We start from the raw sequence: 22208 nt of genomic DNA on the forward strand, positions 1-22208 counted from the left end.
GATGCCTTCTTTCCCCATCCGCCGCTTGATCGGCGCCTGCCTGGTTGCCAGCGCTGCCTCCGTCCTGGCCGCTCCTGCCCAGGCCAGCATGATCGACCAGATCATCTTCAAGAAGTGCTCGGAGGCCATGGCCGACGACTTCCAGAAGGCTGGCAAAACACCGCCCGACGGCATGGTGGCTGACACCTGCAACTGCGTGGTGGAGCAGGTGGGTAAGCGCCAGACGATCGAACAGGCCAAAACCTTCTGCAGCAAGCAGAGCTTGCAGAAATACGGGCAGCCTTGATCGTTAGCGAGCCCAGGCCGTGGGCAGATCGTTGAGCCGGGTGGTGGCGGCGCGCGAGAGCTGTTCGCGCCGCATCATCCAGCCGGGTGCAAGGCCGCAGGCGGCCCACTGCACCGTGCCTCGGCCGTAGCGGCGATTGAGCCCATCGATGCTCTGCATCAGGGCCGCTCGTCGCTGCTGTTCCGGCTCCGGCAGCGGTGCCAGCAGGTGGTGTTGCAGCTGGTCCTGGCTTTGCAGCTCCTGCAGCAGCACCCCGGCTTTGGCAAAGCGTTTGTGGGGCCGGTAGATCACCGCCACCAGCGGCAGGGCGGCCTGCAGCAGGGCGGCGGTGTCGTTGCTGGCCACCGCCAGGGCGGTGCTGGCGGCCTGGCTGTAGAAGCCGGGGCTGAAGGGGCTGGTGCGGGCAAACACCGTGAGCCGGCCGCTGCACTGCTGCTGGCGGCGCAGTTTCTCGGCAGCTCGCACCACGTAGGTGGCGACGGCCTGGCGCAGTTCGTCTTCGCTGACGATCGCCCGGCTGAAGCTGCGGCTCACGCAGGTTTCGCGCTTGGCGCTCGGCCCCTGCTCCAGGGGCAGGCAGCTCACCCCCTGCAGCTCCAGCTGGAGCCGCAGGCCCACCACGCCAGCCTTGGCCCGCAGCTCGCCGCTGGCCATGTCGCGCAGCTGGCGGGCATTGGCGATGCCCCGCAGCCGGCACCAGCGGCCCAGCTGGCGGCCCACCCCCCAGATCTCTTCCACGGGGGTGAGCTCCAGCCAGGGATCGGGGTTGGCTTCGCGGCCCAGGTCGAACACGCCCGCATGGCGCCGATCCCCCTTGGCGATGCGGTTGGCGAGTTTGGCCAGCACCTTGCTGGAGGCCAGGCCGATGGCGATCGGCAGACCCAGGTTGTGGCGGATGCGGCTGCGCAGCTCCGCGGCCCAGGTGCTGAGGTCGCCGTGCCGTGGGCGCGGCAGCCGGGCGAAGGCCTCATCGATGGAATAGATCTCCAGCTCCGCCACAAACGGCTCGAGGCTGCTCATCAGCCGCTGGCTCATGTCGCCGTAGAGGGCGTAATTGGAGCTGCGCACCACCACGCCGTGGCTGGCCAGCTGCCCGGCGATCTGGAAATAGGGCTTGCCCATGGCGATTCCCAGCTGCCGCGCTTCGCTGCTGCGCGACACCACGCAGCCGTCGTTGTTGGAGAGCACCACCACCGGCCGGCCGATCAGGTCCGGTTCGAAGGCCTGCTCGCAGGAGGCGTAGAAGTTGTTGGCGTCGATCAGCGCCAGCACATCAGCCATGGCGCGTGAGGGTGTGGATCACGTGGATCGCCACGCCCCAGATCTGCACGTCGCCGCAGTGATGCAGCTCCAGGGGCGGATAGGCGCTGTTGGCCGCTTCCAGCCGCAGCCGGCCGTGGTGGCGCACCAGGCGTTTGAGGGTGAAGGCGCCATCGAGCACCGCCACCACGATCAGGCCGGGACGTGGCTCGAGGCTGCGGTCGACCAGCAGCAGATCACCGTGCTGGATGCCGGCCTCGATCATCGAATCGCCGCTCACCCGCAGGAAAAAGGTGCTGCTGGGGTGGCGGATCAGGGCTTCGTTGAGGTCGATGCCCACATCGATGTAGTCGTCGGCGGGGCTGGGGAAGCCGGCGGCCACGGTGCAGCTGGCCAGGGGAAGCCGTAGAGGGCGCCGCAGGCCGCGCAGGCCACCGATCAACAGGAGTGACACAGGCGCACCCGGCGAGCTTCCGCGCAGGCTAGTTCATCTGTACTTGTCTGCGCCTCCCCTGCTCTCGCCCCATCGTTTCGCTGTCGGGTCTCGGGTAGCCGGGATCCGCGCTGCTCGTCAGACTTCGCGGCAGATCGCAATCACGGAGAGCGGATGGCCAAGGCAACGGCATGGCGCCGGCGCGCCCTCGGGGTGCTCGCGGCCGTGGGGCTTCTCGGCGGACAGGGGCTGCCGGCTCAGGCCTGCACCAGCTTTGTGCTCAAGGGTTCCGATGGTGGCCGCGTTTACGCGCGCACGATGGAGTTCGGTCAGCCGCTCAACAGCCAGGCGGTGCTGATCCAGCGCGGCACACCACTGCGCGGCAACGGCCCCGATGGAAAAATCGGCAATGGCCTGGCCTGGACCAGCCGCTATGCCGTGGTGGGCCTCAATGCCCTTGGCCTCAAGGACATCGTTCCCGATGGCATGAACGAGAAGGGCCTCGCCGGTGGCCTTCTCTATTTCGCCGGCTACGCCAAGTTTCAAGCCGTGCCGGCGGGGCAGACCCAGCGCTCGATCAACAGCGCCCAGCTGCTCACCTACGTGCTCACCAACTTCGCCACGGTGGAGGAGGTGAAGCGCGGTTTGCCGAAGGTTCTGGTGAACGGCGCCAGCGTGCCGGCCTTCGGTGGGCCGCTGCCGATTCACATGACCCTGCACGACCGCAGTGGCAAAAGCCTCTCGGTGGAATACATCAACGGTGAGCTCACCATGATGGATAACCCCACCGGCACGTACACCAACGATCCGCCGTTCCCCTATCACCTGGCAGCCGCGGGTAACTACGCCAATCTCAGCGCGATGCCACCGGCGGAGATGAACGTGAATGGCCTCAAGCTGCCGCCTGCCAGCACCGGCGCCGGCTTGCACGGCCTGCCGGGTGATTTCCTCGCCACCTCCCGCTTCATCCGCGCGCTCACCCTCAGCCGCTTCGCGCCCACCAACCTCACCACCCAGCAGCAGGTGGGCACCGCCTTCCGCATCCTGGGCCAGTTCGATCTACCGCCCGGCAGCGTGATGTTGCCGGCCGGTGGCGCTTTCGGTGGCGCCGGTTCCAGCACCACCTACGAGATCACGGAGTGGAGCGTGGCGGCCGATCAGAAAAACCTGGTGTACTACATCCAGACCTACGACAACCCTGGGCTGCGCAGTCTCAATTTCGATCAGCTGCCCCTCGATGGCGGTGCGATCAAGGTGATGCCGCTCAACCAGCCCACGCAGATCACGGTGCTCCAGCCCTGAAGCATCGCCCGATTCAGTCCTCCTCGTCGCCTTCCAGCAGCAGTTGCTGGAAGGCGGTGTAAAGCTCCAGCTCCTCGCTGTTGGCGGCAGGGCGCCGCTGGCGGTTGGGGCGCAGTTCGTTGCTGGCGCCGCGCGGCTGCAGGCCGCCAGGGGCCGCGGGGCCCTGGGGGTTCTGCCGTTGGAGTTCGCGACGTTGCTCTGCCTGGCGTTGGCGCTGCTGATCAGCCTCCGCCTGGCGCAGTCGATCCATCAGATGCGGCGGCACGTTGCCATCGGGGCTCACCTGCATCAGCTCGCGGAACAGGGCCTGGGGGTCGGTTTCCGTTTCCACCCGGTGGCGCTGTTGGCTGGCTGGGGGAGGTGTTGGCTCCGCTTCCGGCTTGGGTAGCGGTTTGGGCAGGCTGCGGCCCAGCTGCTGCAGGCGCTCAAGGCTGCGGGCGTCAAAGCTCATGGGGTGGCTCTCCTCAGCTGCACTCGAGGGTGTCGCGGGTGTTGCGGCCGGTCACGGGGTTGGTGCCGCTGGCGCTGGCGCAGAGGGTTTTCAGCACATCGCCCCGGAAGGGAACGTTGCTGAAATCGGCCCCTTCGATCAGCACGTTGTTGAAGCGGGTGTTGAAGGCGAAGGCGTTTTCGAGCACGGCGTTGCGCAGGTCGGTGCCGTCGAGCACCGCCGAGTCGAGGGTGGCGTCGGTGAGGTCGGCGCCGGAGAGGTTGGCGTCTTGGAGCTTCGCTCCAAACAGACTGGCGCCGCGCAGGTCGGAGCCGTGGAAATCCGCCTCCCGCAGGTTGGTGAGGTTGAAGGTGGCGCCGCGCAGATCCATGCCGGCGAAGTCGTGGCCGATCAGCACCTGCTTGGCCACATCCATGGCCGCCTGGGCCGTGGGGGCCGCCAGCAGCAGGGCCAGAGGTAGCAGCAGGAGCGAGAACAGCGGTCGCAGCAGGCGGCCCATCGGATCGGGATCGGGTCGGCCAACCCTAGGCAGCCTGTCGCGATCACCACCAACGCTTTGGAGGGCTTCTCCTAATCTCCGCCTCACTGCATCGATCGATGCAGCCCCTTGTCGCCGAATCGAACTGCGAGCGTTCGCGATGGGCAATCCGATCGACCAAGACACCTTCCTGGCTCGGGCCCGATCCCGCTTCGGGGATCGCTACGACTACAGCGCCATCGTTTACAAGAGCTTCAAAACGCCGATCAAGATCCGCTGCAAGGAGCATCCGGTGCGGTGGATTTCGATCACACCGGAGCGCCACCTGGTGACCACCGGCGGCTGCAAATACTGCTTGCGGGCCCTGCGGGGGCAGCTGCCCGGCGAGTGAGCTGCTGCAGGGGAATGCTCAGGCTTGATGGGGGCATCGGCAGCGATGGCGATCAGCGTGAGCCAGCGGCGCGGCAATTGGGCCGAACAGCGGGCCCTGCGCCTGTTGCGGGCAGCCGGCTGGCAGCTGCTGGATCAGCAGTGGCGCTGCCGCTGGGGGGAACTTGATCTGCTGCTCCATAAGCCGCAGCGGCTGCTGCTGGTGGAGGTGAAAAGCCGCGTGCGATCCGGGCGGGACGGCTGGGGCCTGGCCAGCTTCACGGCGCGCAAGCGGGCTCGCCTGAGCTGCGCCTATCGCTGTTGGCTGGCGGCTCATCCCCGCTATCAACACTGCAGCCTGGAGCTGGTGCTGGCCTTGGTACCGCAACCGCCGGCTAAGGAGCCGGTGCGCTGGATTCGCTGTTGGCTGGGGGCGTAGGGGTGGTGGTGTAGTCGACGGTGCAGATGTAGCGGTAATTGCCGATGGTCACGTTCACAACGGTGCAGTGCGTGTTGGTCACGGTGGCATTGGCCGGCAGTTGTTCTTCGGCACGTTCGATCGCGTTTTTCTTGTTCCACATCGATTCGGCGGTGATCGATCCGGCCTGGGCTTGAGGGGCACAGGCCAGCACGAGCGCTGCGGCGGCTGGCACTGCGGCGAGCCAGCTGGAGACGGCGAGGTGGCGCATCGGCATGGGGTGGATGGTCTTGTGTTTAACCCCGTTGGCGGCTGCCGGCCAGGGAGCAATCTGGAAGCAGGCTCTGTGGCGCACCGATCGATGACCTTCGCGGCCCACCGCACCCGCAAACGCTTTGGTCAGCATTGGCTCAAGGATGAGCGGGTGTTGGATCAGATCCTGGCGGCGGCAGACTTGCGGGCCGCCGACACCGTGTTGGAGGTGGGGCCTGGGCGTGGCGCCCTCACGGAGCGGTTGCTGGCTTCTCCCGCGGCGGCGGTGCGGGCCGTGGAGCTGGATCGCGATCTGGTGGAGGGGTTGCAGGAGCGCTTTGGTGGCGATCCCCGCTTTGAACTCACGCCTGGGGATGTGCTGGCGGTGCCGCTGCCGGAGGCCGGGATCGTGGTAGCCAACATCCCGTACAACATCACAGGGCCCCTGCTGGAGCGGCTGGTAGGGCGGCTCGATCGCCCTGTGCCGCAGCCCTATCGGCGCCTGGTGCTGCTGATGCAACAGGAGGTGGGGGAGCGCATTCGCGCCAGGCCCGGCAGCAGCGCCTACTCAGCCTTGAGCGTGCGCATGCAGCTGCTGGCCCGGTGCAGCACGGTGTGCCAGGTGCCGCCCCGCTGTTTTCAACCACCGCCGAAGGTGATGAGCGAGGTGGTGGCGATCGATCCGCTGCCGGTGGATCAGCAGCTGGATCCCGCTCTGGCCCGCACCGTGGAAACTCTGCTGCGCCGCTGTTTTGCTGCCCGCCGCAAGATGTTGCGCAACACCCTGGCCGGGTTGCAGCCGCCCGATCAGCTGGCAGGCCTCACCGCTGAAGCCGGGATTGGCTTGGAGCAGCGGCCCCAGGAGGTGGCGCCGGAGTGTTGGGTGGCGTTGGCGGCGGGCTTGAATCGGCTCACCGCCTGAACCCCACGCATGGCTGAGCTGCTGGTCAGCGCCCCCGCCAAAATCAACCTGCATCTGGAGGTGCTGGGGCTGCGGCCCGATGGCTTCCACGAGCTGGCGATGGTGATGCAAACGCTCGATCTCGCCGATCAGCTGCGTCTGCGGCCCACGGCCGATGGCCGCATCAGCCTCAGCTGCCAACGCAGCGATCTGCCCACCGATGGCAGCAACCTGATTGTGAAGGCAGCCGAGCTGCTCAAGGCCCGGGTGGGGCTGCCGGAGCTGGGGGCATCGATTGAGCTGGATAAACGCATTCCCATTGGTGCGGGTCTGGCGGGCGGCTCGAGCGATGGCGCGGCTGCTTTGGTGGGGCTCAACGCCCTGTGGGGTTGTGGCTTCAGCCATGCGCAACTGCTGGAGATGGCGGCTCAGCTGGGCTCCGATATGCCCTTCTGCATCGATGGCGGCACCCAGCTCTGCTTCGGGCGCGGCGAAGTGCTCGAGCCGGCCGCTCTGGCGGCTCCCCCAGCCCTGGGCGTGCTGCTGATCAAGCATCCCGAGGCGAGCGTGTCCACGCCCTGGGCCTATGGCCGCTGCCGCGACCAGCGCGGCGATTTTTATCTGAGCCGTGAATCTGATTTCGAGCAGCGCCGCCAGGCCCTGCGGCAGGGCCCGCTGCTGGAGGCCCTGGCCGGCCAGCGCCCCCTGGCACCCCTGCGCAACGACCTCCAGGCGGTGGTGGAGCCGGAGGTGGCCAGCGTGCGCGACGGCTTGGCCCTGCTGCGCCAGGCCGGCGATGCCCTGGTGGTGGCGATGAGCGGCTCGGGCCCCAGCCTGTTCGCGCTGTTTGCCGAGGTCGGTTGTGCCGAAGCCGCCCGTGATCAGCTGCAGCCGCAGCTTGAGGCCGCCGGGTTTGAGGCCTGGGTGTGCCGCTGCACCGGCTCCGGTGCCACCCTGGGCTGACGCCTCATCCCGCCAACCCCGTGAGCGAGAAGCCCGCCGCCGCCGCCACGCCTGACGCCACACCCGACGCACCGGCCACTCCCGATGCCACGGCCCCCAAGCGCCAACGCAAGGGGCCGATCAGCTTTCTGAGTGGCTCGCTCACCAGCTTTGGGTTTGGCTGGCTGGCGCTGCAGCTGGCGCAGCGGATCGTGGGCTACTACGCCGAGCATCCCCCCCACTACGACGTGCGCTTTGCCCAGAGCATCGCCGTGTTTATGAAAACGCTGATCGTGGGCATGAGCTTTCTGGCCACCTTCACCTTCGCCTTCGTGGGTCTGGGCCTGTTTTTCACATTCCTGCGCAGCTTGATGCCGGGTTGGAGCGAAGCGGAACAAACTCCCTAGCCTGGGAGGGCGTCGTCTCGCGGCCGATGACAGCCCATGATCTGCAGCTGCTGGTGCTGCTCCTCTCGCCCGGCATGTTGCTGTCGGTGCTGCTGCTCGTGACCTTTGCCGCAGGCGGCTGAGATAAGTTGGCGCAGCGACCGGCCTGAGCCGGACTGAGTGCTCCGCTGTGGCTGAGACCCTGCTGTTCAACGCCCTGCGCGAAGCCATCGATGAAGAGATGGCTCGCGATCCCCACGTGTGCGTGATGGGGGAAGACGTGGGCCAGTACGGCGGCTCCTACAAGGTCACCAAAGACCTCTACGACAAATACGGCGAACTGCGGGTGCTGGACACCCCGATCGCTGAGAACGCCTTCACCGGCATGGCCGTGGGCGCCGCGATGACGGGCCTGCGCCCGATCGTGGAGGGCATGAACATGGGCTTCCTGCTGCTCGCGTTCAACCAGATCTCCAACAACATGGGGATGCTCCGCTACACCAGCGGCGGCAACTACACCATTCCGGCTGTGGTGCGTGGGCCTGGCGGTGTGGGCCGGCAGCTCGGCGCTGAGCACAGCCAGCGCCTCGAGGCCTACTTCCATGCGGTGCCCGGCATCAAGATCGTGGCGGTGAGCACCCCCACCAACGCCAAGGGCCTGATGAAGGCCGCCATCCGCGACAACAACCCCGTGCTCTTCTTTGAGCACGTGCTGCTCTACAACCTCTCCGAGGACATCCCTTCCGGCGATTACACCTGCGCCCTCGACCAGGCCGATCTGGTGAAGGAGGGCTCCGACGTGACGATCCTCACCTACTCGCGCATGCGCCACCACTGCCTCAAGGCGGTGGAGCAGCTGGAGAAAGACGGCGTGAGCGTGGAACTGATCGATCTGATCAGCCTCAAGCCCTTCGACATGGAGACCATCTCCCGTTCGATCCGCAAGACCCACAAGGTGCTGATCGTGGAGGAGTGCATGAAAACCGGTGGCATCGGCGCCGAGCTGATGGCCTTGATCACCGAGCAGTGCTTCGATGATCTCGATTGCCGTCCGGTGCGCTTGTCCTCCCAGGACATCCCCACCCCGTACAACGGCACCCTCGAAAACCTCACGATCATTCAGCCCCATCAGATCGTGGAAGCGGCCAAGGCGCTCAAGAGCGGCCAGGTCTGATCGGCGGGTCGGCGGCAGGGGTCAGGCCCCGGTTCCACACCGCCGACCCTCACCCCCGTTTCCCTCACAACACCGACCCCTCAAACACCGATGGCGCGTCAACAGGGGTGGTTTGCCCTGATCCTGGCTCTGGCGATCGCGGCTGGAGCCGTGTTGGCCAGCTTCCCGCTGCAGTTGGGCCTCGACCTCAGAGGCGGTAGCCAGCTCACCCTGCAGGTGTTGCCTGCCGGTGCGATCAAGCAGGTGAAGGGCGAACAGCTCGAGGCGGTGAAGGATGTGCTCGATCGCCGCATCAACGGCCTCGGTGTGGCGGAATCCACGCTTCAGAGCGTGGGCGACGATCAATTGGTGCTCCAGCTCCCAGGTGAGCAGGACCCCAGCCGTGCCGCCAAGGTGCTGGGTACCACCGCCCTGCTCGAATTCCGGGCCCAGAAACCCGGCACCGAAGAGGAGATGACGGGGCTCTTGAAGCTCAAGCGCCAGGCGGTGGCGGTGCTCAATCAGAGCCGGGCCCAGCAGGCCGCTGGCGATCAGCAGCCTGAGATCAAAACTGAAGAGCTCGCCAAGGCCCTCGATCAGCTGGGGGTGAAGGTGCCCCCCGGCAGCAGCGAAACCGATCAGCTGGAGCTGCTGCTGGCGGAGGTGAATCAGCGCATCGTCGCCCTCTACGAACCACCACAACTCACCGGTAAAGACCTCACCAGTGCCGGTCGCCAGCAACAGCAAACTGGCAGCGGCTGGGACGTGACGCTCGCCTTCACCAGTGAGGGTGGGCGCAAGTTTGCTGAGCTCACCCAGGGCATCGCCGGCACAGGCCGGCTGCTTGGGATCGTGCTCGATGGCCGCTCCATCAGCGAGGCCAGCGTGGGGCCCGAGTTCAAGCCCGCCGGCATCACCGGTGGCGCCGCCAGCATCACCGGCAACTTCAGCGCGGAAGAAGCCCGCGATCTCGAGGTGCAGTTGCGCGGTGGTTCGCTTCCGCTACCGGTGAAAGTGATCGAGCAGCGCACGATCGGCGCCACGCTTGGGGCTGAAAATGTTCAGCGCAGCCTCTCCGCAGGCCTGTTCGGCCTCGCGCTGGTGGCTGTGTTCATGGTGGTGATGTATCGCCTGCCGGGCTTTGTGGCGGTGGTGGCGCTGGCGCTCTATGCCCTGTTCAACCTCGCGCTCTACGCCCTGATTCCCGTAACCCTCACCCTGCCGGGGATCGCGGGATTCATCCTCTCGATCGGCATCGCTGTGGATGCCAACGTGCTGATCTTTGAGCGGGTGAAGGAGGAGCTCCGGCGCGGTAACAGCTTGATCCGCTCCATTGATGCCGGCTTCTCCCTCGCCTTCTCCTCGATCCTCGATGGGCATGTCACCGGCCTGATCAGCTGTGCGGCGCTGTTTGCCTTGGGCACGGGATTGGTGAAGGGCTTCGCGCTCACGCTCGGCATCGGCCTGGTGCTGAGCCTGTTCACTGCCCTGAGCTGCACCCGCACCCTGTTGCGCCTGCTGATGGGGTACTCCGGTTTGCGCCGCCCCACGTTCTTTCTGCCCGCTGCCCAGCTGCCCGGGAGCGCTTCCTGATGACCGCCAGTACCCCCGCTCCCCAGATGGCTGCCTCCGCCATGGCTGAGCCACGTTTTCGGATCACGCGCATTCGCCGCCAGGGCTGGCTCGTGTCGGGGCTGGCGGTTCTGCTCAGCCTCGTGGGCATGGCCCTCTGCTGGAGCAATCCCCGCATCGCTGCCCCCCTGCGCCCCGGGCTTGATTTCACCGGTGGCACCCAGCTGCAGATTGAGCGCAGCTGCACGGGCGCTGATTGCGCCGCGCTTACGGCGGATGCCGTGCAACAACGATTGGCAGACATCTCCTTACCGCCGGTGGCTGGTGCGGAGCCGCCTCGGCTCAGCAGTGCTCGCGTGCAGGTGCTGGATGGCGGTCGCTCGCTCGAGCTGCGCTTGCCGGATTTGGAGCCCGAGCAAACCCAGGCGTTGATTGATGGCCTCACCCCGCTGATCGGTGCGGTGAATCCGGCGCAGTTGTCGGTGAACACCATCGGACCGTCTCTCGGAGGCCAGCTGCTGCGCAGCAGTGCCGTGTCGTTGCTGGTGAGCTTTGCCTTGATCGCGGCCTACATCAGCTTCCGCTACGACGGTATCTATGCCGGTTTAGCTCTGCTCTGCCTGGCCCACGACGTGTTGATCACCTGCGGCGTCTTCGCCTGGTTGGGTTTGCTGCGTGGTGTGGAAGTGGATTCACTCTTTGCCGTGGCTCTGATCACCGTGGCCGGTTATTCGGTGAACGACACCGTGGTGGTGTTTGATCGAATCCGCGAGCAACGGCGCGAGTATCGCGAGCTGGGGCTCTCCGACCAGGTGGATCTGGCGGTGGATGCCACCCTCACCCGCTCGCTCTACACCTCCTTCACCACCCTGCTGCCGTTGATCGCCCTGTTGCTGTTTGGTGGCGGCAGCCTCTTCTGGTTCGCCGTGGCGCTCACCGTGGGCATCGGCGTGGGCAGCTGGTCGAGCATTGGCATCGCACCCACCCTGCTGCCACTCCTGGCGCGTCGATGAGGGATGCAGGGCGCCCTCCGCGCCGGCCACTGCCGCTGATCCCGCTGCTGCTGGTGCTTCTCGCTCTGCTGGATCTGCGCACGGAGCTGCAGCTCCTGCTGGATCACTTCACCTTCAGCAGCCTGGTGGAAATTCCCCGCCACCATCCCCTGGCCCTGGTGGTGTTGCTGTGCGCGCCCTGGTTGTTCCAGCGTTCCCGCTGAGCTCGCCGCGCTTACACCCAGCGATCCATGATCTGCTCCACCAGCACCCGCTGGGAGAGCACCTGCAACACCACCACCAGCGGTAAGGCCAGCAGCACGCCCGGGAGTCCGAGCAAGGCGCCAAGGCTCAACTGAGCCATCAGCGCCACCGTGGGCAGCAGGTTCACCGTGCGGCTGAGCAGCAGCGGGGTGAGCAGGAAGGCTTCTGCGTTTTGCAGCACCAGCCGCAGGATCAACACCTGCAAGGCCAGCGCTGGCGACACCAACAGCGCCACGGCCAGGGGCAAGAGCGTGGCCACGGTGGGGCCGATGGTGGGCACAAACGTGAGTAGGCCGCACACCAGGCCGCTCAACAGGGCCAGCGGCACCTTGAGCGCCGCCAGGCCAGCCCAGGTGAGCAGAAACACCGCGCTGGCCGAGATCGTCATCCCCGCCAGCCACCCCCCCAAGGCTTGGCGGCAGGCGCTGAGCAGTTCCCCGGCCAGGCTGCGGTAGTGGGCGGGGGTGGCTGCCAGCACCAAGCGTTGGTGGCTGCGGGGATCCAGCACCAGCAGCAGGGCCAGCAGCACCATCAGCAGCAGCTGAATCGTGCCGTTGGCAGCACCGCCTGCAAAACCGAGCAGCTGCCCGCCGAGGGGTTGCAGCTTGTCGAAGGTGGCCAGCTCGGCCACGCGGCCCTCCAGGCTTTCCAGCATCGCCACCCCGCCCACCAGTTCCCCCACCCGGCTCAGCAGAGCCGGGACCAACTGGGTGAACTGTTTCACCTGCTCAATGAGCTCGGGCAACAGCACTTCACCCAGTTGCCAGCCCCCCAGCAGCAACAGCACCACCACCACGGCCAGGGCCTGGGGGCGGTTCATCGGCGTGAATCGCCGCAGCCAGCTCACGGGCACATCCAGGGCCACCGCCAGCACCACGGCACCGAAGAGCACCAGCAGCACCCAGCGCAGTTCCCAGGCCAACAGCCCCAGCACCACGAGGGCCAGCAAACCGATCAGGCCGCGCAGGGTCATGGTGAGAGGCGCTGGCGTTGCCAGGGATCGAGCACATCGTGGATCAACACCTCACGAATCACCACCTGCAGGCACACAGCAAGGGGCAACGCCAGAAACAGGCCGAGCGGCCCAAACAGCACCGTGAACACAAACTGCGCCGCCAGGGTGAGACCGGGCAGCAGCTTCACCTGGTGCTGCATCACCGATGGGGTGATCAGATAGCTCTCGAGGTTTTGGATCAGCACATAGAGCCCCAGCACTGCCAGGGCTTTCCAGGGCGACACCAGCAGCGCCACCGACATCGGGAACACGGTGCTCAAGGTGGGCCCCACGTTGGGGATCACATTCAGCAGCCCGGCCAGCAGCGCATTGGCCACCACCAATTTCACCCCCAGCAGCGAGAGGCCGATGCCCGCCAGCAGGGCCACACACAGCGAGCTGATCAGCACGCCGCCCATCCAGCTGCTGAGGGCGTCGCCGCATTGCAGCAGCACCTCCCGCAGGCGGCGCCGATAAAAGGAGGGGGCCAGCAACACAGCCACCTCGCGGTAGGCGGTGGGCTGTACGGCAATCATCAGCGCCACCGCCAGCACAAACAGCAGCTGGATCAGCCCACCCCCCAGATTTCCCGCCAGGCCGAGAAGGTTTTGCAGACCCTGCCCCAGGGCCTCATTGTTCGAGCGGCTCTCGCCCCAGCTCTGCTGGAGCCAATCGAGGGCCTGCTGGCCGTAGAGCATGCGGCTGCTCACATCCATGAGATCCCGCAGCAGTGCCCCGGCACGGTCGGCGGCCATGGGCAACTGCAGCACCAGCTGCTGGAACTGCTCCACAAACGGCGGCACCACAGCGGCCAAGGCAACCGCCACCACCAGCAGCAAGCCCAGCAGACTCAGCAGCAGCGCCAGGGGGCGGCTGCAGCGCAACCGTTCACGCACCACCCCCACCAGCGTGCACAACGCCATGGCGAGCACCACGGCCGTGAACAGCTGAATCACCACATGCCGCAGCGACCACAGCAACAGCGCTGCAGCCGCTGTTGCGATCAGACCGAGTGCCTGGCCGAATCGCATGGCACTCGGCTCACTCGGCGGTTTCGGGGTTGTCGCCAGCGCTGTCTTTCTGCGAGAAGCCGAGGTCGTGGCTGTCGGCGTAGCGCTGCGCAAAGCGCATGAAACGCTCGAAATCTTCGGGGGTTTTCCAGGTGTAGGTGGCCTCCAGGGCTGCCGGCTTGCCGTTCACAAACTTGGCGTTCACCTCCCGGGTGACCAGCTGGCCTTCCTCATCCACCATGTACATCCCGCCGATGTCGCCCATGCTTTCGGGGGAGAGGGCTTCGGGCTGATCGAACACAAAAATGGCCTGACCTGTGCGCCCGTCGCGGGAGCGGGTCATGCGGATATCAGGAACAACCGGCTCGTCGACACCGCGGAAGAACTGAATAGCGGCCATCGATCGAACCCAGCAAACCCTGATCCTAGGCAGCGTTCCGGCCTTGGGCCTTGATCACACCACGGCTGATCAGCTGGTCGGCGGCGGCATCGGCACTCAGTCCCGATAGATCCACATGCCCCAGCAGTTGGTGCTGATTGGAGCCGCCATGCCGTTCCAATTCGTGGTCGTAGCAGCGGTCGTAGTAATCGAGCATTTGGCGCGCGGCCTCTCCCCACTGCTGCTCGGCAATGGCCGCCAGGGCGGCGCTGGTGCGTTGGGGCCCCAGCCGCCGGGCGATGCGTTCGGTCGCCTCGCGCAGGGCGCTGGGGTCTTGAACGCCGTACACCGCCACCAGCTGCTCCAGCCGTTCCTCCAGCGGCCGGCGAATTTCCAGCAGTGGCGCGGCCTGCATCTGGCGCCAGAGCCCTGCGGGAATGCGGCAGCGGCCCACCTGCGCGCTCTCGGCCTCCACCCAGATCTGTTCCGCCTCCCGCAGCCCTTCAAGGGTGATGGCAATGCGGTTTTCGTAGTGCTCGGTGCTGGGCTGGGGCGGCATCCCGAGGCTGCCGAAGCTGCTGCCGCGGTGGTGGGCTAACCCCTCCAGATCCACCACGGCCGCCTGCCGATTGGCCAGGGCGAGCAAGAGATCGGTTTTGCCGCTGCCGGTGCGTCCCCCCATCAAATGGATCGGCCAGCTGCACTCGAAGCGCTCCAGCACCCAGCGGCGGAAGGCTTTGTAGCCACCCTCCAGCAGCAGCACAGAGAGATCCAGCTGGGTTGCCAGCCAGGCCATGCTTTCGGAGCGCATGCCGCCACGCCAGCAGTGCAGCCGCAGCGGCTCTCCATCGCTTTCCGCGGCCAGGGCCTTCAGCTGGCGGCCTAGCTCCCCGAGCCGGGGTCCCACCAGTTCAAGCCCCAGCTGCACCGCCGCCTGGCGGCCCTGTTGCTTGTAGGTGGTGCCGACGGCAGCACGTTCGTCGTCGCTGAACAGCGGCAGGTTGCGGGCTCCGGGAATATGACCCTGGGCAAACTCGGCTGGTGCCCGCACATCCACCACCGGGCCCCTGCCACCCAGAAACCGTTCCACCGGTTGGCGGTTCCGTTCCATCCCCACCATCAACAAACCCGCCCCGGCCCGGCCATGCCTGACATAGTGGGCCAACGCTGGCCCCTGGCAGGTCTGATCCCTCTACATGCTTTCCGGACCCCCCGTCACCACAACGGTTCGTGCCGACCAGTTGCTGGAGCGTTTTCTGGCGGCCAATCCGCGCCAGCGCCGCAGCCTGCTCAGCCAGGTGCAGCAGCGCGCGGCTGAGCTCCGGCCGCTCATCCCGGAACAGATCGATCGCCTCGATGCCACCGCCGACGACTGGGCGGCGGGCCTGTTAATTCAGTTGTTGGTGGCCGAGGACGACAGCCTCAGCCAGGCTTTCCGCCAGCGTTACAGCGATGGCTGGTTGGCGGTGACCAGTGCGGCTGGCCTTGATTACGGCCCGTTGCAGCAGGCCTTGATGGATCAGGCTTTTGAAGAGGCTGATCGGCTCACCAGCGAACACTTGCGTCAACTGGCTGGTGAAGCGGCGGTGAAGCGTGGCTACGTGTATTACTCCGAAGTTCCGCCAATCGCGTCGGTGGATCTCGAAAGTTTGGATCGCCTCTGGGTGGTCTATTCCCAAGGTCGCTTCGGCTTTTCGGTGCAGATCCGCCTGCTGCGTTCCCTGAATGGCCGCTGGGAGCAGCTCTGGCCTCGGCTCGGCTGGAAGCAGGGTGGCGTCTGGACCCGTTACCCCTCCGCCTTCACCTGGTCGCTGGAAGCACCCGAGGGGCACCTTCCCCTGGTGAACCAGTTGCGGGGTGTGAGGCTGATGGATGCGCTGCTGTCGCATCCGGGGCTGCAACAGCGCGTGTCGGCCTAGATCAGCGCGTCCGCTGCAGCGGTAGCTTCGAACCACTGGGCGGTGCCTCCGCCGGTTTGGGTTCGATGTCGCACCGTTGGGCCGATTTCATCACCCCATCCACCCTGCAGCTCTCGCCGCTGCTCGAGGTGTTGCTGGAGCCGATCAGTTGCGCCCAGCAGCTTGCCTCGCTGCAGCTGGGGTTGCAGGAGGTGCTGGTGAACGCGGTGCGGCACGGCAACGCCAACGATCCCGGCAAATGCCTGCGGGTGCGCCGCATCGTGACCCCGCGTTGGTGGGTGTTTCAGGTGCAGGATGAAGGCTCTGGCGTGCCCAGCCATGCCCGCTGTGGGGTGTTGCCGGAGCAAGCCGATGCCCTGTGCGGCCGCGGATTGTTTCTGATTCACTCCTGCTTCGATGACGTGCGCTGGAGCGCGCGCGGCAACCGGGTGCAGGTGGCCTTGCGCCGGCAGCGAGGGCCTCAGTAACCCTTTCTCAGTGACCGTGCCTCAGTGACCGTGGCTTGGACAGCCCGGATCTTTCAGTTCGCCGCGCAACCAACCCAGCCCATGTTCGAGGAGGGCGATGGCCTGCTGCCGCTGGGGTGTGGCAACCGGTGCATGGGCTGGATTGGCCGGATCCAGCAGTTGCACCAGGGCCGCCGCGATCTGTTCGGCGGCTCGCCGCTGCGGTTGGCCCTTGAGGGCATGCCACTGGCGGTTGTCGATGGTGAGCAGGCGATGCAAGGCCTCAGCCGTTTCGCGGCTGCCTTCCGGCCACGGTTCACGCGTTAACACTGGACGAAAGCTCGGCTGCAGGGCCATCCTGGCGCCATGCAGCAGCGTCCGAGGTCTCCCCACACGCCCATTCGCTGGCTGCATCAGCTGGCGAATCTGATGGCGCAGGTGTCACGGGCCGAACGGCTCCGCAGTGGCGACGACAGCCTGCAGGCCCGGCGCCTGCGTCAACGCATGGCATTGGCGCAGCGGGTGCTCGACCCCCTGCCCGCTCCGCTGCGGCCCAGCCATTGGAGCGAAACTGCCCTCTGGAGCGGCCTGCGCTGGGGTGGGCTCGGCTTGCTGCTGGCCCTGTGGCTCAAGCGCTGAGCCAACCCGAGCCTCAGGCGGCCAGTCGGATCAGGGGCTCGAGCTCGGGGCGATCAAGAAGGGTCGGTTCCACCTCGGCGCTGGCGCCATTCAGGGGAGGCGCCGGCTGCGCTGCGGGAAGGCGATTGCCCCTGAGCCAGGCGTTGTGGAGCGCCCGGCGGCGCTGATCTTCCGCCAACACCAGCCGGTCTGCCGCCACCACAGGGCTTTCACCAGGGAGCAGGGGCGTGCGCAGGCAGATGCCGAAGCCATGGGCTTCCACTTGCACACATCCCTCCATGAACACCGTCTGGAAGGTCCAGCCTGCCAACCAGCGCACGCTGAACGGATTGCTCATGCCCTCATCGCTTTGGGCGGACCCTATGGCGTTTGGGCGATCACCACGGCCCAATGTCAGGGCTTGGTGGCACTCCACACGCGGGTCATCAGGTGGGAGCTGGCGCGGATGCTGCTGAAGCCGGCGCTGCTGAGGCGGGCCTCGATGTCATCGCCGATGTAGTCGCGGTAGTAGGGCTCGTGGAACACGCGGCGGAAGTTGTCCATGGCGGTTTCGAACTGGGGCGAATCCGCCAGTTGCACCGAATCCGCCAGCACGAGCACACCGCCGGGTTCGAGCACGCGGAAGCAGTCGTTGATCACGTTCTGGCGGGCTTCTGCTGGCAGCTCATGCAGCAGGAACACACAGGTGATGCCCTGCATGCTGCCGCTGGCGAAGGGCATGGCCTCACCATTGCCCTGCACCAGCTGGGGGCATTCATTGGGCAGTTGGCTGAGCCAGCGGTTGGCCTGGCGCAGGTAGGAAGCGGAGAGATCCAATCCCACCAGTTGCGCCTGTGGCAGCGCCGCCCGCACCTGGCGCAGGGTGCGACCGGTGCCGGTGGCCACATCCAGCACCCGCAGCTGGGAGGCCGGTCGATCGCTGAAGGCCCGCAGGCCTTGTACCAGCGGCTTGATCACGCGGCGCCGCATGGGATCAGCGGTGCCGTTGAAGAGGATCTCCACCTGCAGGTCGTACAGCGAGGCGGAGTGATCGCTCAGATAGCCATCGGTTTGATGGTGGAAGTTCTGGAGGTAGTAGTCGGGATAGTTCTCGCTCTGCACCTCCCGCGGTAGGTCGGTCACGTTGCGCTCGCTGCGCCGGTTCCAGGTGCTGGGCATGTCGAGCCACACCATCGGATAGCGCGCCGCCCAATCCAGCCAGGGCGCGTCGAACAGCAGGCTGGTGGGATAGAGCCCCTGCTCGGCTTCCTCCCAATCGGTCTCCATCAGCGCTGCGTTGGCGGCCTGCAGATCCATCAGCATCTGCGGCGGAATCGGCCGCGTTTTGGGGGCACCCTGAGGCGCCACCAGCTCCATCAGCTTGGTGCTCACTTCCTTGTGGGCCACGCCCACCAGGCTCTTGCCCTGCTGCAAGGCCTGATAGGCGAGCTTGGTGAGGGTGTCAGCCATGGAGCTGGGCGAGGGTGCAGCGGTCTCCTATTCCAACGGATCCCAGCCGGCACCGTGATCGGTTGGGGCCAGGCGCCGTTCTGTGCCGCATTGAACCCAGATCACGATTCATGGAGCGCCTGGTATTTCCGTAGCAACCGCTACAGAATGAATGCAAGCGAATCCCCCGGAGGATGTGATGGGACCCTCAATCCACACCTCTCAGAGCGAGCCTCTGTTTGTGGAATGGATGCGGCATCGCCAACAGGAGCAGCGCCGCCACGAGCCGGTGGTGGCCCAGCGCCATGCCACTGCTGATGGCAGCGAGGCCTCCAACGTGCGTGCCCAGGAAGTGGCCTGGGCTGAGCGCCATGCCCACGACCGCCGTTTGCACGACAGCGCCATCGCCCAGCTGCGTCACGACTGAGCCGAGAACGACTCAGCCAGCCACAAAAAAGCCCCGGTTGAACCGGGGCTGCTGGAGACAGTCCGGCGCTGATCAGGCGTCGTAGTACATGGTGGACGAGTCACTGCCTTTTGTGCTCGACTAAAACCATTGCTATGACTGACCTGGGTTAATTTCGGCAAATCTCATCTTGGGGACCATCTTGGGGACATTTCTTGGGGACCCAAGCCCCTGGATCTGGCTGGGGGAGACGTAACGGGGTGAGACATGAAGCGTCCTGAGAGCCCCTGCCACGTCGTCCAGGCTGCAGCAACGGTTCACTCATTTCGGCAATGCTCCACAGCGCACGGCGATTCGGAGCACAACTCGATTGTTAAGACGACAAAGCTCCCACCAGCCCGGCAGGAAGGGCTTAGGTGCCCGCTCAGCACGAGAGCGTCAAAGACCTGATCGACAGCCTTGTCGGTTGGCTCCAGGTTGATGCCCTTTGCAATGCGCAGGAACGTCTGCTTGGTGGGAAGAAACTCAGTCATGCCCTGGTGTTAGCACCAATGCCGTTGAGAGGAATCTGAATCCCGTCCAGGTGTGTCGACCGATAGCCAGGAGCTTTGGCCTGGATCACCAGCCTGGCCTTCCTATCAGACAGGCCTCGTGCCTCCAGCTTCTCCGGCGTGAGGAGGTGGAGGCTTCGGCGACGATTAGATCGGCGGGTGCTTTGCCTCAGCTGTGCCCAGGCTTAATCCGTATCGCTCGGTCCGTCTCATTGGTTCGCCAGCAGCTCCTTGAGGCGCCGGGCTGCGGTGGGCCCGATCGCCAGTGGCTGCTCAAAACCATGAAAAAACAACAGCGTGAGCGAACGGGACACGCGCTTCAAGGTGCGCAGCGCCGCCAGGCTGATGATCGTGGAACGATCGAGACGTGGAAACTGGTCCTCCGGTAACAAGCCATCCCACTCGCCAAGCAGGCGGTTCAACACCAACGGATCACGATCCACCAGCTGGAGATGCGAGCTTTTGCCCATGGCCACCACCCACAGCACAGCATCCAAGCGGATCTGATCGTGGCAGCCTGAGCGATCAAGCCAGAAGCCTTCGGTGTCACTGGAGCCGGGATCGTTGGCATCAGCATCAGTCCTCGCCGCAAGCAACCGCTCCAAGCAGAGGGCAAGCCGCTCTGGACGAACCGGCTTAAGCAGATAATCGCGCACTCCAGCATCAAAAGCCTGGATGGCGAAATCGCGGTAGGCCGTGGTGATCACCACCTGGCAAGCGCCAGGAAGCATGGACAGAAGCGCTGATCCGTGGACGCTTCCGAGGCGAAGATCCAGAAACACAAGATCTGGTGGCGCCGCCTGCACCGCAGCAATGGCTTGCTCCAGGCAATGCGCCTGGGCCTGCACTCTCACCTGGGGATGCTGCTCCAATAAGGCCCTGAGATGCCTCATGGCAGCAGGCTCATCCTCCACCAACAAGGCCTCAAGCATGGATGAGCTGTCCCTGCCTGACGGGTAACTCCACCGTCACACGGGTGAGATCATCGTTGTTGCTGACGCGCAATGTGGCAGCCGACCCATAGAACAAATCCAGTTGTTGTCTGATCGCCTCCAAGCCGTAGCCTCCCCCATGGGCTGCTTGCCAGTGACCCGTGTTAGCCACAGACAAGATCAGGACTTGGCCCTCACAGCGACAGCGCACCTGAATCCGTAGCAAGCCATCGAAACCAGTAGAGCCATGCTTGAACGCATTTTCTACCAGGGGTTGCAGCAGAAACCGAGGCACCCGGTGCTGCAGCACGTCCTTGTCAACAAGGAATTCTGAGCGAAACCGTTCAGCAAAGCGAAGCTCCTGAACACTGATGTAGCCCTCGAGAGCATCCAGTTGCAACTGCAAAGGCTCCAGCAACTCAGGCTTTGCGATCGTGTAGCGAAGATAGTCTGCTAGGCCGTTCGATCCTTCCTGCACCGCATCGGGATCGTGGCGACAAGAAGCGATGGCGGTGAGACCATTCAATAAGAAATGGGGCTGAAACGCTGAGGTGAGAAACCGCAACTGGGCTTGAACCAACGCCTTTTCCTGCTGGCCTCGCCTGACTTCGCTGTGCTGCAGGTCACGAGCATTCAGAAACAGAAGGAAGAATCCAGCCCAAACCAGAAGACGCAGGAGTAACCCGCCATATGCAATCCAGGTTTTCGCAGCAAATTGCAAATCCGTATAGACATATTGATCAGCGAGACCTGGCAGCAATCGCATCAAGCCATGCACAACGACAATCAGGATGCTGACGAACAGAACCATGCTGATGAGCAAGACCACGGTTCGTCGCCTGCCCCGTAGTGAGCCCCAGCTTGAATTGCGCATGAACCGTCGTTGCATCCAAGCGCAGAACAGGAAACCAGGAATCGCCCAGAACAACATCAGTGCAACGCCAGATTCGGGCTGGATCGGCACATGCGCCCAACCCCAGCTGGAGGTGTAGGCATCAAGACCGATGGCGAGCCAGAACAGAGCGTTGAAGCACAACAAGCGATGGTTTCGCACCCAGACGATCCATTGGCGCCGCCTCATCGTCAACATTTGCATGGGTGGGTAGGAAACAAGATGGCACAACGAAACACACCGTGCAACAGCGTGAGCGTGCCATGGAGCTAGCAGTCTCCCTCGCCCCATGGTGATGACACGTTCATTCCCTGAAACGACCGATTCATTCCCGCCAAGCCCACCAGCGCTTGCAGGGGCAAGCATTCATTCACTAGAGGTGAATCACTCGAAATCCACTCACACCGATGGCCAGCTCAACAGTGCTGTCAACGTTGTGCGTCGCCCAGAAGGCTGGAACGCCAACAGATGTGCTGCTGGTCGCCGATGGCAGCTGCACCAAGATCCGCGAGCTCCTGGCGGAAGCGCTGGTGCCGGTGCTCTGGCTGGATGGCGATCAGGATCCGCTTGAGGCGGTGTCGGCCGCCCTGGCGCAGCGGCGACGGCAGGGGCAGCCGGTGCAGACGCTGCACTGGGTCAGTCACGGCAGTCCAGGTGTGATGCAGGTGGGCGCCAGGGCGATCAACAGCGCCAACTTGCTTGCCAACGCCCACAACCTCACCCAATGGGAGCTCAGCAGCCTGGCCCTGTGGAGTTGCGAAGCCGGGTCCGATCGCCGCTTCATCGCTCTGTGGGAAGAGCTCACCGGCGCCAGCGTGTGGAGCAGCAGCGGTGTGCTCGGACACCTCGAGGGCGGGAGCTGCGATTGGGCGGTTACGTCGAGCTCTGCAATAGAGGCGCCTGCATTGCCAGTTACCGCTGCGCAGCAGCAGTCTTGGACCGGGCAGCTGACTGCCACCAGCACCACCACCATCAACGAATTCGGGACTGTTAACGATGTCTACACGAGCGACGGCACCATTTATGTGGCAACTGGCGGTGGCCTGAGCATCTCCACTAACGGCGGTGCAACATTTACAAACTATACTACAACTGCTGGCCTGGGTTCCAATGCCGTCACCGCCGTCTACGAGAGTGGTGGCATCATTTATGC

At 65.1% G+C, this 22208-nt stretch carries 31 protein-coding genes; 16 read left to right on the top strand and 15 right to left on the bottom strand.

Annotated features, from left to right (window positions below; all coding sequences use genetic code 11):
* Position 1 precedes the first annotated feature (1 nt).
* On the top strand, positions 2–286 hold the full coding sequence (locus KUL97_RS02905) for a hypothetical protein (RefSeq protein WP_254896095.1): 285 nt from the start codon (positions 2–4) through the stop codon (positions 284–286).
* A 3-nt stretch (positions 287–289) separates the two neighbouring features.
* On the opposite strand, the gene KUL97_RS02910 is transcribed toward KUL97_RS02905, so the two are convergent.
* Together KUL97_RS02910 and KUL97_RS02915 are read right to left on the bottom strand one after the other, a co-directional pair.
* On the bottom strand, positions 290–1567 hold the full coding sequence (locus KUL97_RS02910) for a Y-family DNA polymerase (RefSeq protein WP_217795451.1): 1278 nt from the start codon (positions 1565–1567) through the stop codon (positions 290–292).
* Positions 1560–2000 (bottom strand): translesion error-prone DNA polymerase V autoproteolytic subunit, encoded by a 441-nt coding sequence (locus KUL97_RS02915; protein ID WP_217795452.1) that lies wholly within the window; start codon positions 1998–2000, stop codon positions 1560–1562. Before KUL97_RS02915 ends, KUL97_RS02910 begins: the two co-directional genes overlap by 8 nt.
* Before the next feature lie 153 nt (positions 2001–2153).
* On the opposite strand from KUL97_RS02915, the gene KUL97_RS02920 reads away from it, so the two are divergent.
* Complete coding sequence (locus KUL97_RS02920) at positions 2154–3281, top strand: choloylglycine hydrolase family protein (protein ID WP_217795453.1); 1128 nt, start codon at positions 2154–2156, stop codon at positions 3279–3281.
* A gap of 13 nt (positions 3282–3294) precedes the next feature.
* Here KUL97_RS02920 and KUL97_RS02925 read toward each other — a convergent pair whose 3' ends face one another.
* Both KUL97_RS02925 and KUL97_RS02930 read right to left on the bottom strand, forming a co-directional pair.
* Positions 3295–3732, bottom strand: coding sequence for a hypothetical protein (locus tag KUL97_RS02925; RefSeq protein WP_217795454.1), 438 nt, complete (start codon positions 3730–3732; stop codon positions 3295–3297).
* Positions 3733–3745: 13 nt separating this feature from the next.
* Entirely contained in the window at positions 3746–4231 is a 486-nt protein-coding gene (locus KUL97_RS02930) for a pentapeptide repeat-containing protein (RefSeq protein ID WP_217795455.1), read from the bottom strand.
* A 139-nt stretch (positions 4232–4370) separates the two neighbouring features.
* On the opposite strand from KUL97_RS02930, the gene KUL97_RS02935 reads away from it, so the two are divergent.
* Positions 4371–4601, top strand: a complete 231-nt coding sequence (locus KUL97_RS02935; protein WP_217795456.1) for a hypothetical protein — start codon at positions 4371–4373, stop codon at positions 4599–4601.
* Between the two features lie 27 nt (positions 4602–4628).
* On the top strand, positions 4629–5018 hold the full coding sequence (locus KUL97_RS02940; RefSeq protein ID WP_254896096.1) for a YraN family protein: 390 nt from the start codon (positions 4629–4631) through the stop codon (positions 5016–5018).
* Here the strand turns inward: KUL97_RS02940 and KUL97_RS02945 are convergent.
* Positions 4975–5274, bottom strand: a complete 300-nt coding sequence (locus KUL97_RS02945; RefSeq protein WP_254896097.1) for a hypothetical protein — start codon at positions 5272–5274, stop codon at positions 4975–4977. The two genes, KUL97_RS02940 and KUL97_RS02945, sit on opposite strands and share 44 nt — an antisense overlap.
* 84 nt (positions 5275–5358) lie before the next feature.
* Between KUL97_RS02945 and rsmA the strand changes: the two genes are divergently transcribed.
* The 7 genes from rsmA (at position 5359) to KUL97_RS02980 (ending at position 11419) form a co-directional block, all read left to right on the top strand.
* Complete coding sequence (rsmA, locus tag KUL97_RS02950) at positions 5359–6171, top strand: 16S rRNA (adenine(1518)-N(6)/adenine(1519)-N(6))-dimethyltransferase RsmA (RefSeq protein WP_217795457.1); 813 nt, start codon at positions 5359–5361, stop codon at positions 6169–6171.
* A gap of 9 nt (positions 6172–6180) precedes the next feature.
* On the top strand, positions 6181–7113 hold the full coding sequence (gene ispE / locus KUL97_RS02955; protein ID WP_217795458.1) for a 4-(cytidine 5'-diphospho)-2-C-methyl-D-erythritol kinase: 933 nt from the start codon (positions 6181–6183) through the stop codon (positions 7111–7113).
* Positions 7114–7232: 119 nt separating this feature from the next.
* Positions 7233–7499, top strand: a complete 267-nt coding sequence (locus tag KUL97_RS02960; protein WP_368656072.1) for a DUF3082 domain-containing protein — start codon at positions 7233–7235, stop codon at positions 7497–7499.
* Positions 7500–7668: 169 nt separating this feature from the next.
* Positions 7669–8652, top strand: coding sequence for a pyruvate dehydrogenase complex E1 component subunit beta (locus KUL97_RS02965; protein ID WP_217795460.1), 984 nt, complete (start codon positions 7669–7671; stop codon positions 8650–8652).
* Positions 8653–8742: 90 nt separating this feature from the next.
* Positions 8743–10224: a protein translocase subunit SecD gene (secD, locus tag KUL97_RS02970; RefSeq protein WP_217795461.1), complete on the top strand. Its 1482-nt coding sequence runs from the start codon at positions 8743–8745 to the stop codon at positions 10222–10224.
* Positions 10224–11216 (top strand): protein translocase subunit SecF, encoded by a 993-nt coding sequence (gene secF / locus KUL97_RS02975; protein WP_217795462.1) that lies wholly within the window; start codon positions 10224–10226, stop codon positions 11214–11216. Before secD ends, secF begins: the two co-directional genes overlap by 1 nt.
* Positions 11213–11419, top strand: a complete 207-nt coding sequence (locus KUL97_RS02980; RefSeq protein WP_217795463.1) for a hypothetical protein — start codon at positions 11213–11215, stop codon at positions 11417–11419. The genes secF and KUL97_RS02980 overlap by 4 nt, the downstream gene beginning before the upstream one ends.
* Positions 11420–11430: 11 nt before the next feature.
* Here the strand turns inward: KUL97_RS02980 and KUL97_RS02985 are convergent, their stop codons facing one another.
* Genes KUL97_RS02985 through mnmH form a run of 4 tightly spaced genes read right to left on the bottom strand, consistent with a single transcriptional unit; the run spans position 11431 to position 14953 of the window.
* Positions 11431–12432, bottom strand: a complete 1002-nt coding sequence (locus tag KUL97_RS02985; RefSeq protein WP_217795464.1) for an AI-2E family transporter — start codon at positions 12430–12432, stop codon at positions 11431–11433.
* Positions 12429–13484 carry an AI-2E family transporter gene (locus KUL97_RS02990; protein WP_217795465.1) on the bottom strand — a complete coding sequence of 352 codons (1056 nt, stop codon included), beginning with the start codon at positions 13482–13484 and terminating at the stop codon, positions 12429–12431. The genes KUL97_RS02985 and KUL97_RS02990 overlap by 4 nt, the downstream gene beginning before the upstream one ends.
* Positions 13485–13494: 10 nt before the next feature.
* Positions 13495–13863, bottom strand: a complete 369-nt coding sequence (psb28, locus tag KUL97_RS02995; protein WP_217795466.1) for a photosystem II reaction center protein Psb28 — start codon at positions 13861–13863, stop codon at positions 13495–13497.
* Positions 13864–13888: 25 nt separating this feature from the next.
* Entirely contained in the window at positions 13889–14953 is a 1065-nt protein-coding gene (gene mnmH / locus KUL97_RS03000) for a tRNA 2-selenouridine(34) synthase MnmH (protein WP_217795467.1), read from the bottom strand.
* An 85-nt stretch (positions 14954–15038) separates the two neighbouring features.
* Between mnmH and KUL97_RS03005 the strand changes: the two genes are divergently transcribed.
* On the top strand, positions 15039–15761 hold the full coding sequence (locus KUL97_RS03005) for a GUN4 domain-containing protein (protein WP_217795468.1): 723 nt from the start codon (positions 15039–15041) through the stop codon (positions 15759–15761).
* Positions 15762–15826: 65 nt separating this feature from the next.
* A complete protein-coding gene (locus tag KUL97_RS03010; RefSeq protein WP_217795469.1) occupies positions 15827–16228 on the top strand; it encodes an ATP-binding protein in 402 nt (133 codons plus the stop codon).
* Positions 16229–16249: 21 nt separating this feature from the next.
* Here the strand turns inward: KUL97_RS03010 and KUL97_RS03015 are convergent, their stop codons facing one another.
* Positions 16250–16564, bottom strand: coding sequence for a DUF6439 family protein (locus KUL97_RS03015; protein ID WP_254896098.1), 315 nt, complete (start codon positions 16562–16564; stop codon positions 16250–16252).
* A gap of 9 nt (positions 16565–16573) precedes the next feature.
* On the opposite strand from KUL97_RS03015, the gene KUL97_RS03020 reads away from it, so the two are divergent.
* Positions 16574–16846: a hypothetical protein gene (locus KUL97_RS03020; RefSeq protein WP_217795470.1), complete on the top strand. Its 273-nt coding sequence runs from the start codon at positions 16574–16576 to the stop codon at positions 16844–16846.
* 13 nt (positions 16847–16859) lie between these two features.
* Here KUL97_RS03020 and KUL97_RS03025 read toward each other — a convergent pair whose 3' ends face one another.
* Together KUL97_RS03025 and KUL97_RS03030 are read right to left on the bottom strand one after the other, a co-directional pair.
* The gene (locus tag KUL97_RS03025) at positions 16860–17183 is read right to left on the bottom strand and encodes a copper-binding protein (RefSeq protein ID WP_217795471.1); all 324 of its coding nucleotides are present in this window, start codon (positions 17181–17183) and stop codon (positions 16860–16862) included.
* 56 nt (positions 17184–17239) lie between these two features.
* Positions 17240–18295, bottom strand: a complete 1056-nt coding sequence (locus KUL97_RS03030; RefSeq protein ID WP_217795472.1) for a class I SAM-dependent methyltransferase — start codon at positions 18293–18295, stop codon at positions 17240–17242.
* Positions 18296–18473: 178 nt separating this feature from the next.
* On the opposite strand from KUL97_RS03030, the gene KUL97_RS03035 reads away from it, so the two are divergent.
* On the top strand, positions 18474–18701 hold the full coding sequence (locus KUL97_RS03035; RefSeq protein ID WP_217795473.1) for a hypothetical protein: 228 nt from the start codon (positions 18474–18476) through the stop codon (positions 18699–18701).
* Between the two features lie 296 nt (positions 18702–18997).
* Here KUL97_RS03035 and KUL97_RS03040 read toward each other — a convergent pair whose 3' ends face one another.
* From KUL97_RS03040 to KUL97_RS03050, 3 genes are all read right to left on the bottom strand, one after another.
* A complete protein-coding gene (locus KUL97_RS03040) occupies positions 18998–19213 on the bottom strand; it encodes a hypothetical protein (RefSeq protein ID WP_217795474.1) in 216 nt (71 codons plus the stop codon).
* Positions 19214–19440: 227 nt separating this feature from the next.
* A complete protein-coding gene (locus tag KUL97_RS03045) occupies positions 19441–20163 on the bottom strand; it encodes a LytTR family DNA-binding domain-containing protein (RefSeq protein WP_217795475.1) in 723 nt (240 codons plus the stop codon).
* Positions 20156–21259 (bottom strand): sensor histidine kinase, encoded by a 1104-nt coding sequence (locus KUL97_RS03050; protein WP_254896100.1) that lies wholly within the window; start codon positions 21257–21259, stop codon positions 20156–20158. The genes KUL97_RS03045 and KUL97_RS03050 overlap by 8 nt, the downstream gene beginning before the upstream one ends.
* A gap of 203 nt (positions 21260–21462) precedes the next feature.
* On the opposite strand from KUL97_RS03050, the gene KUL97_RS03055 reads away from it, so the two are divergent.
* The coding region (locus KUL97_RS03055; RefSeq protein WP_217795476.1) for a DUF4347 domain-containing protein at positions 21463–22208 on the top strand (746 nt) is incomplete at its 3' end.

This window comes from Synechococcus sp. HK05 (assembly GCF_019104765.1).
Taxonomy (GTDB): Bacteria; Cyanobacteriota; Cyanobacteriia; order PCC-6307; family Cyanobiaceae; genus Vulcanococcus.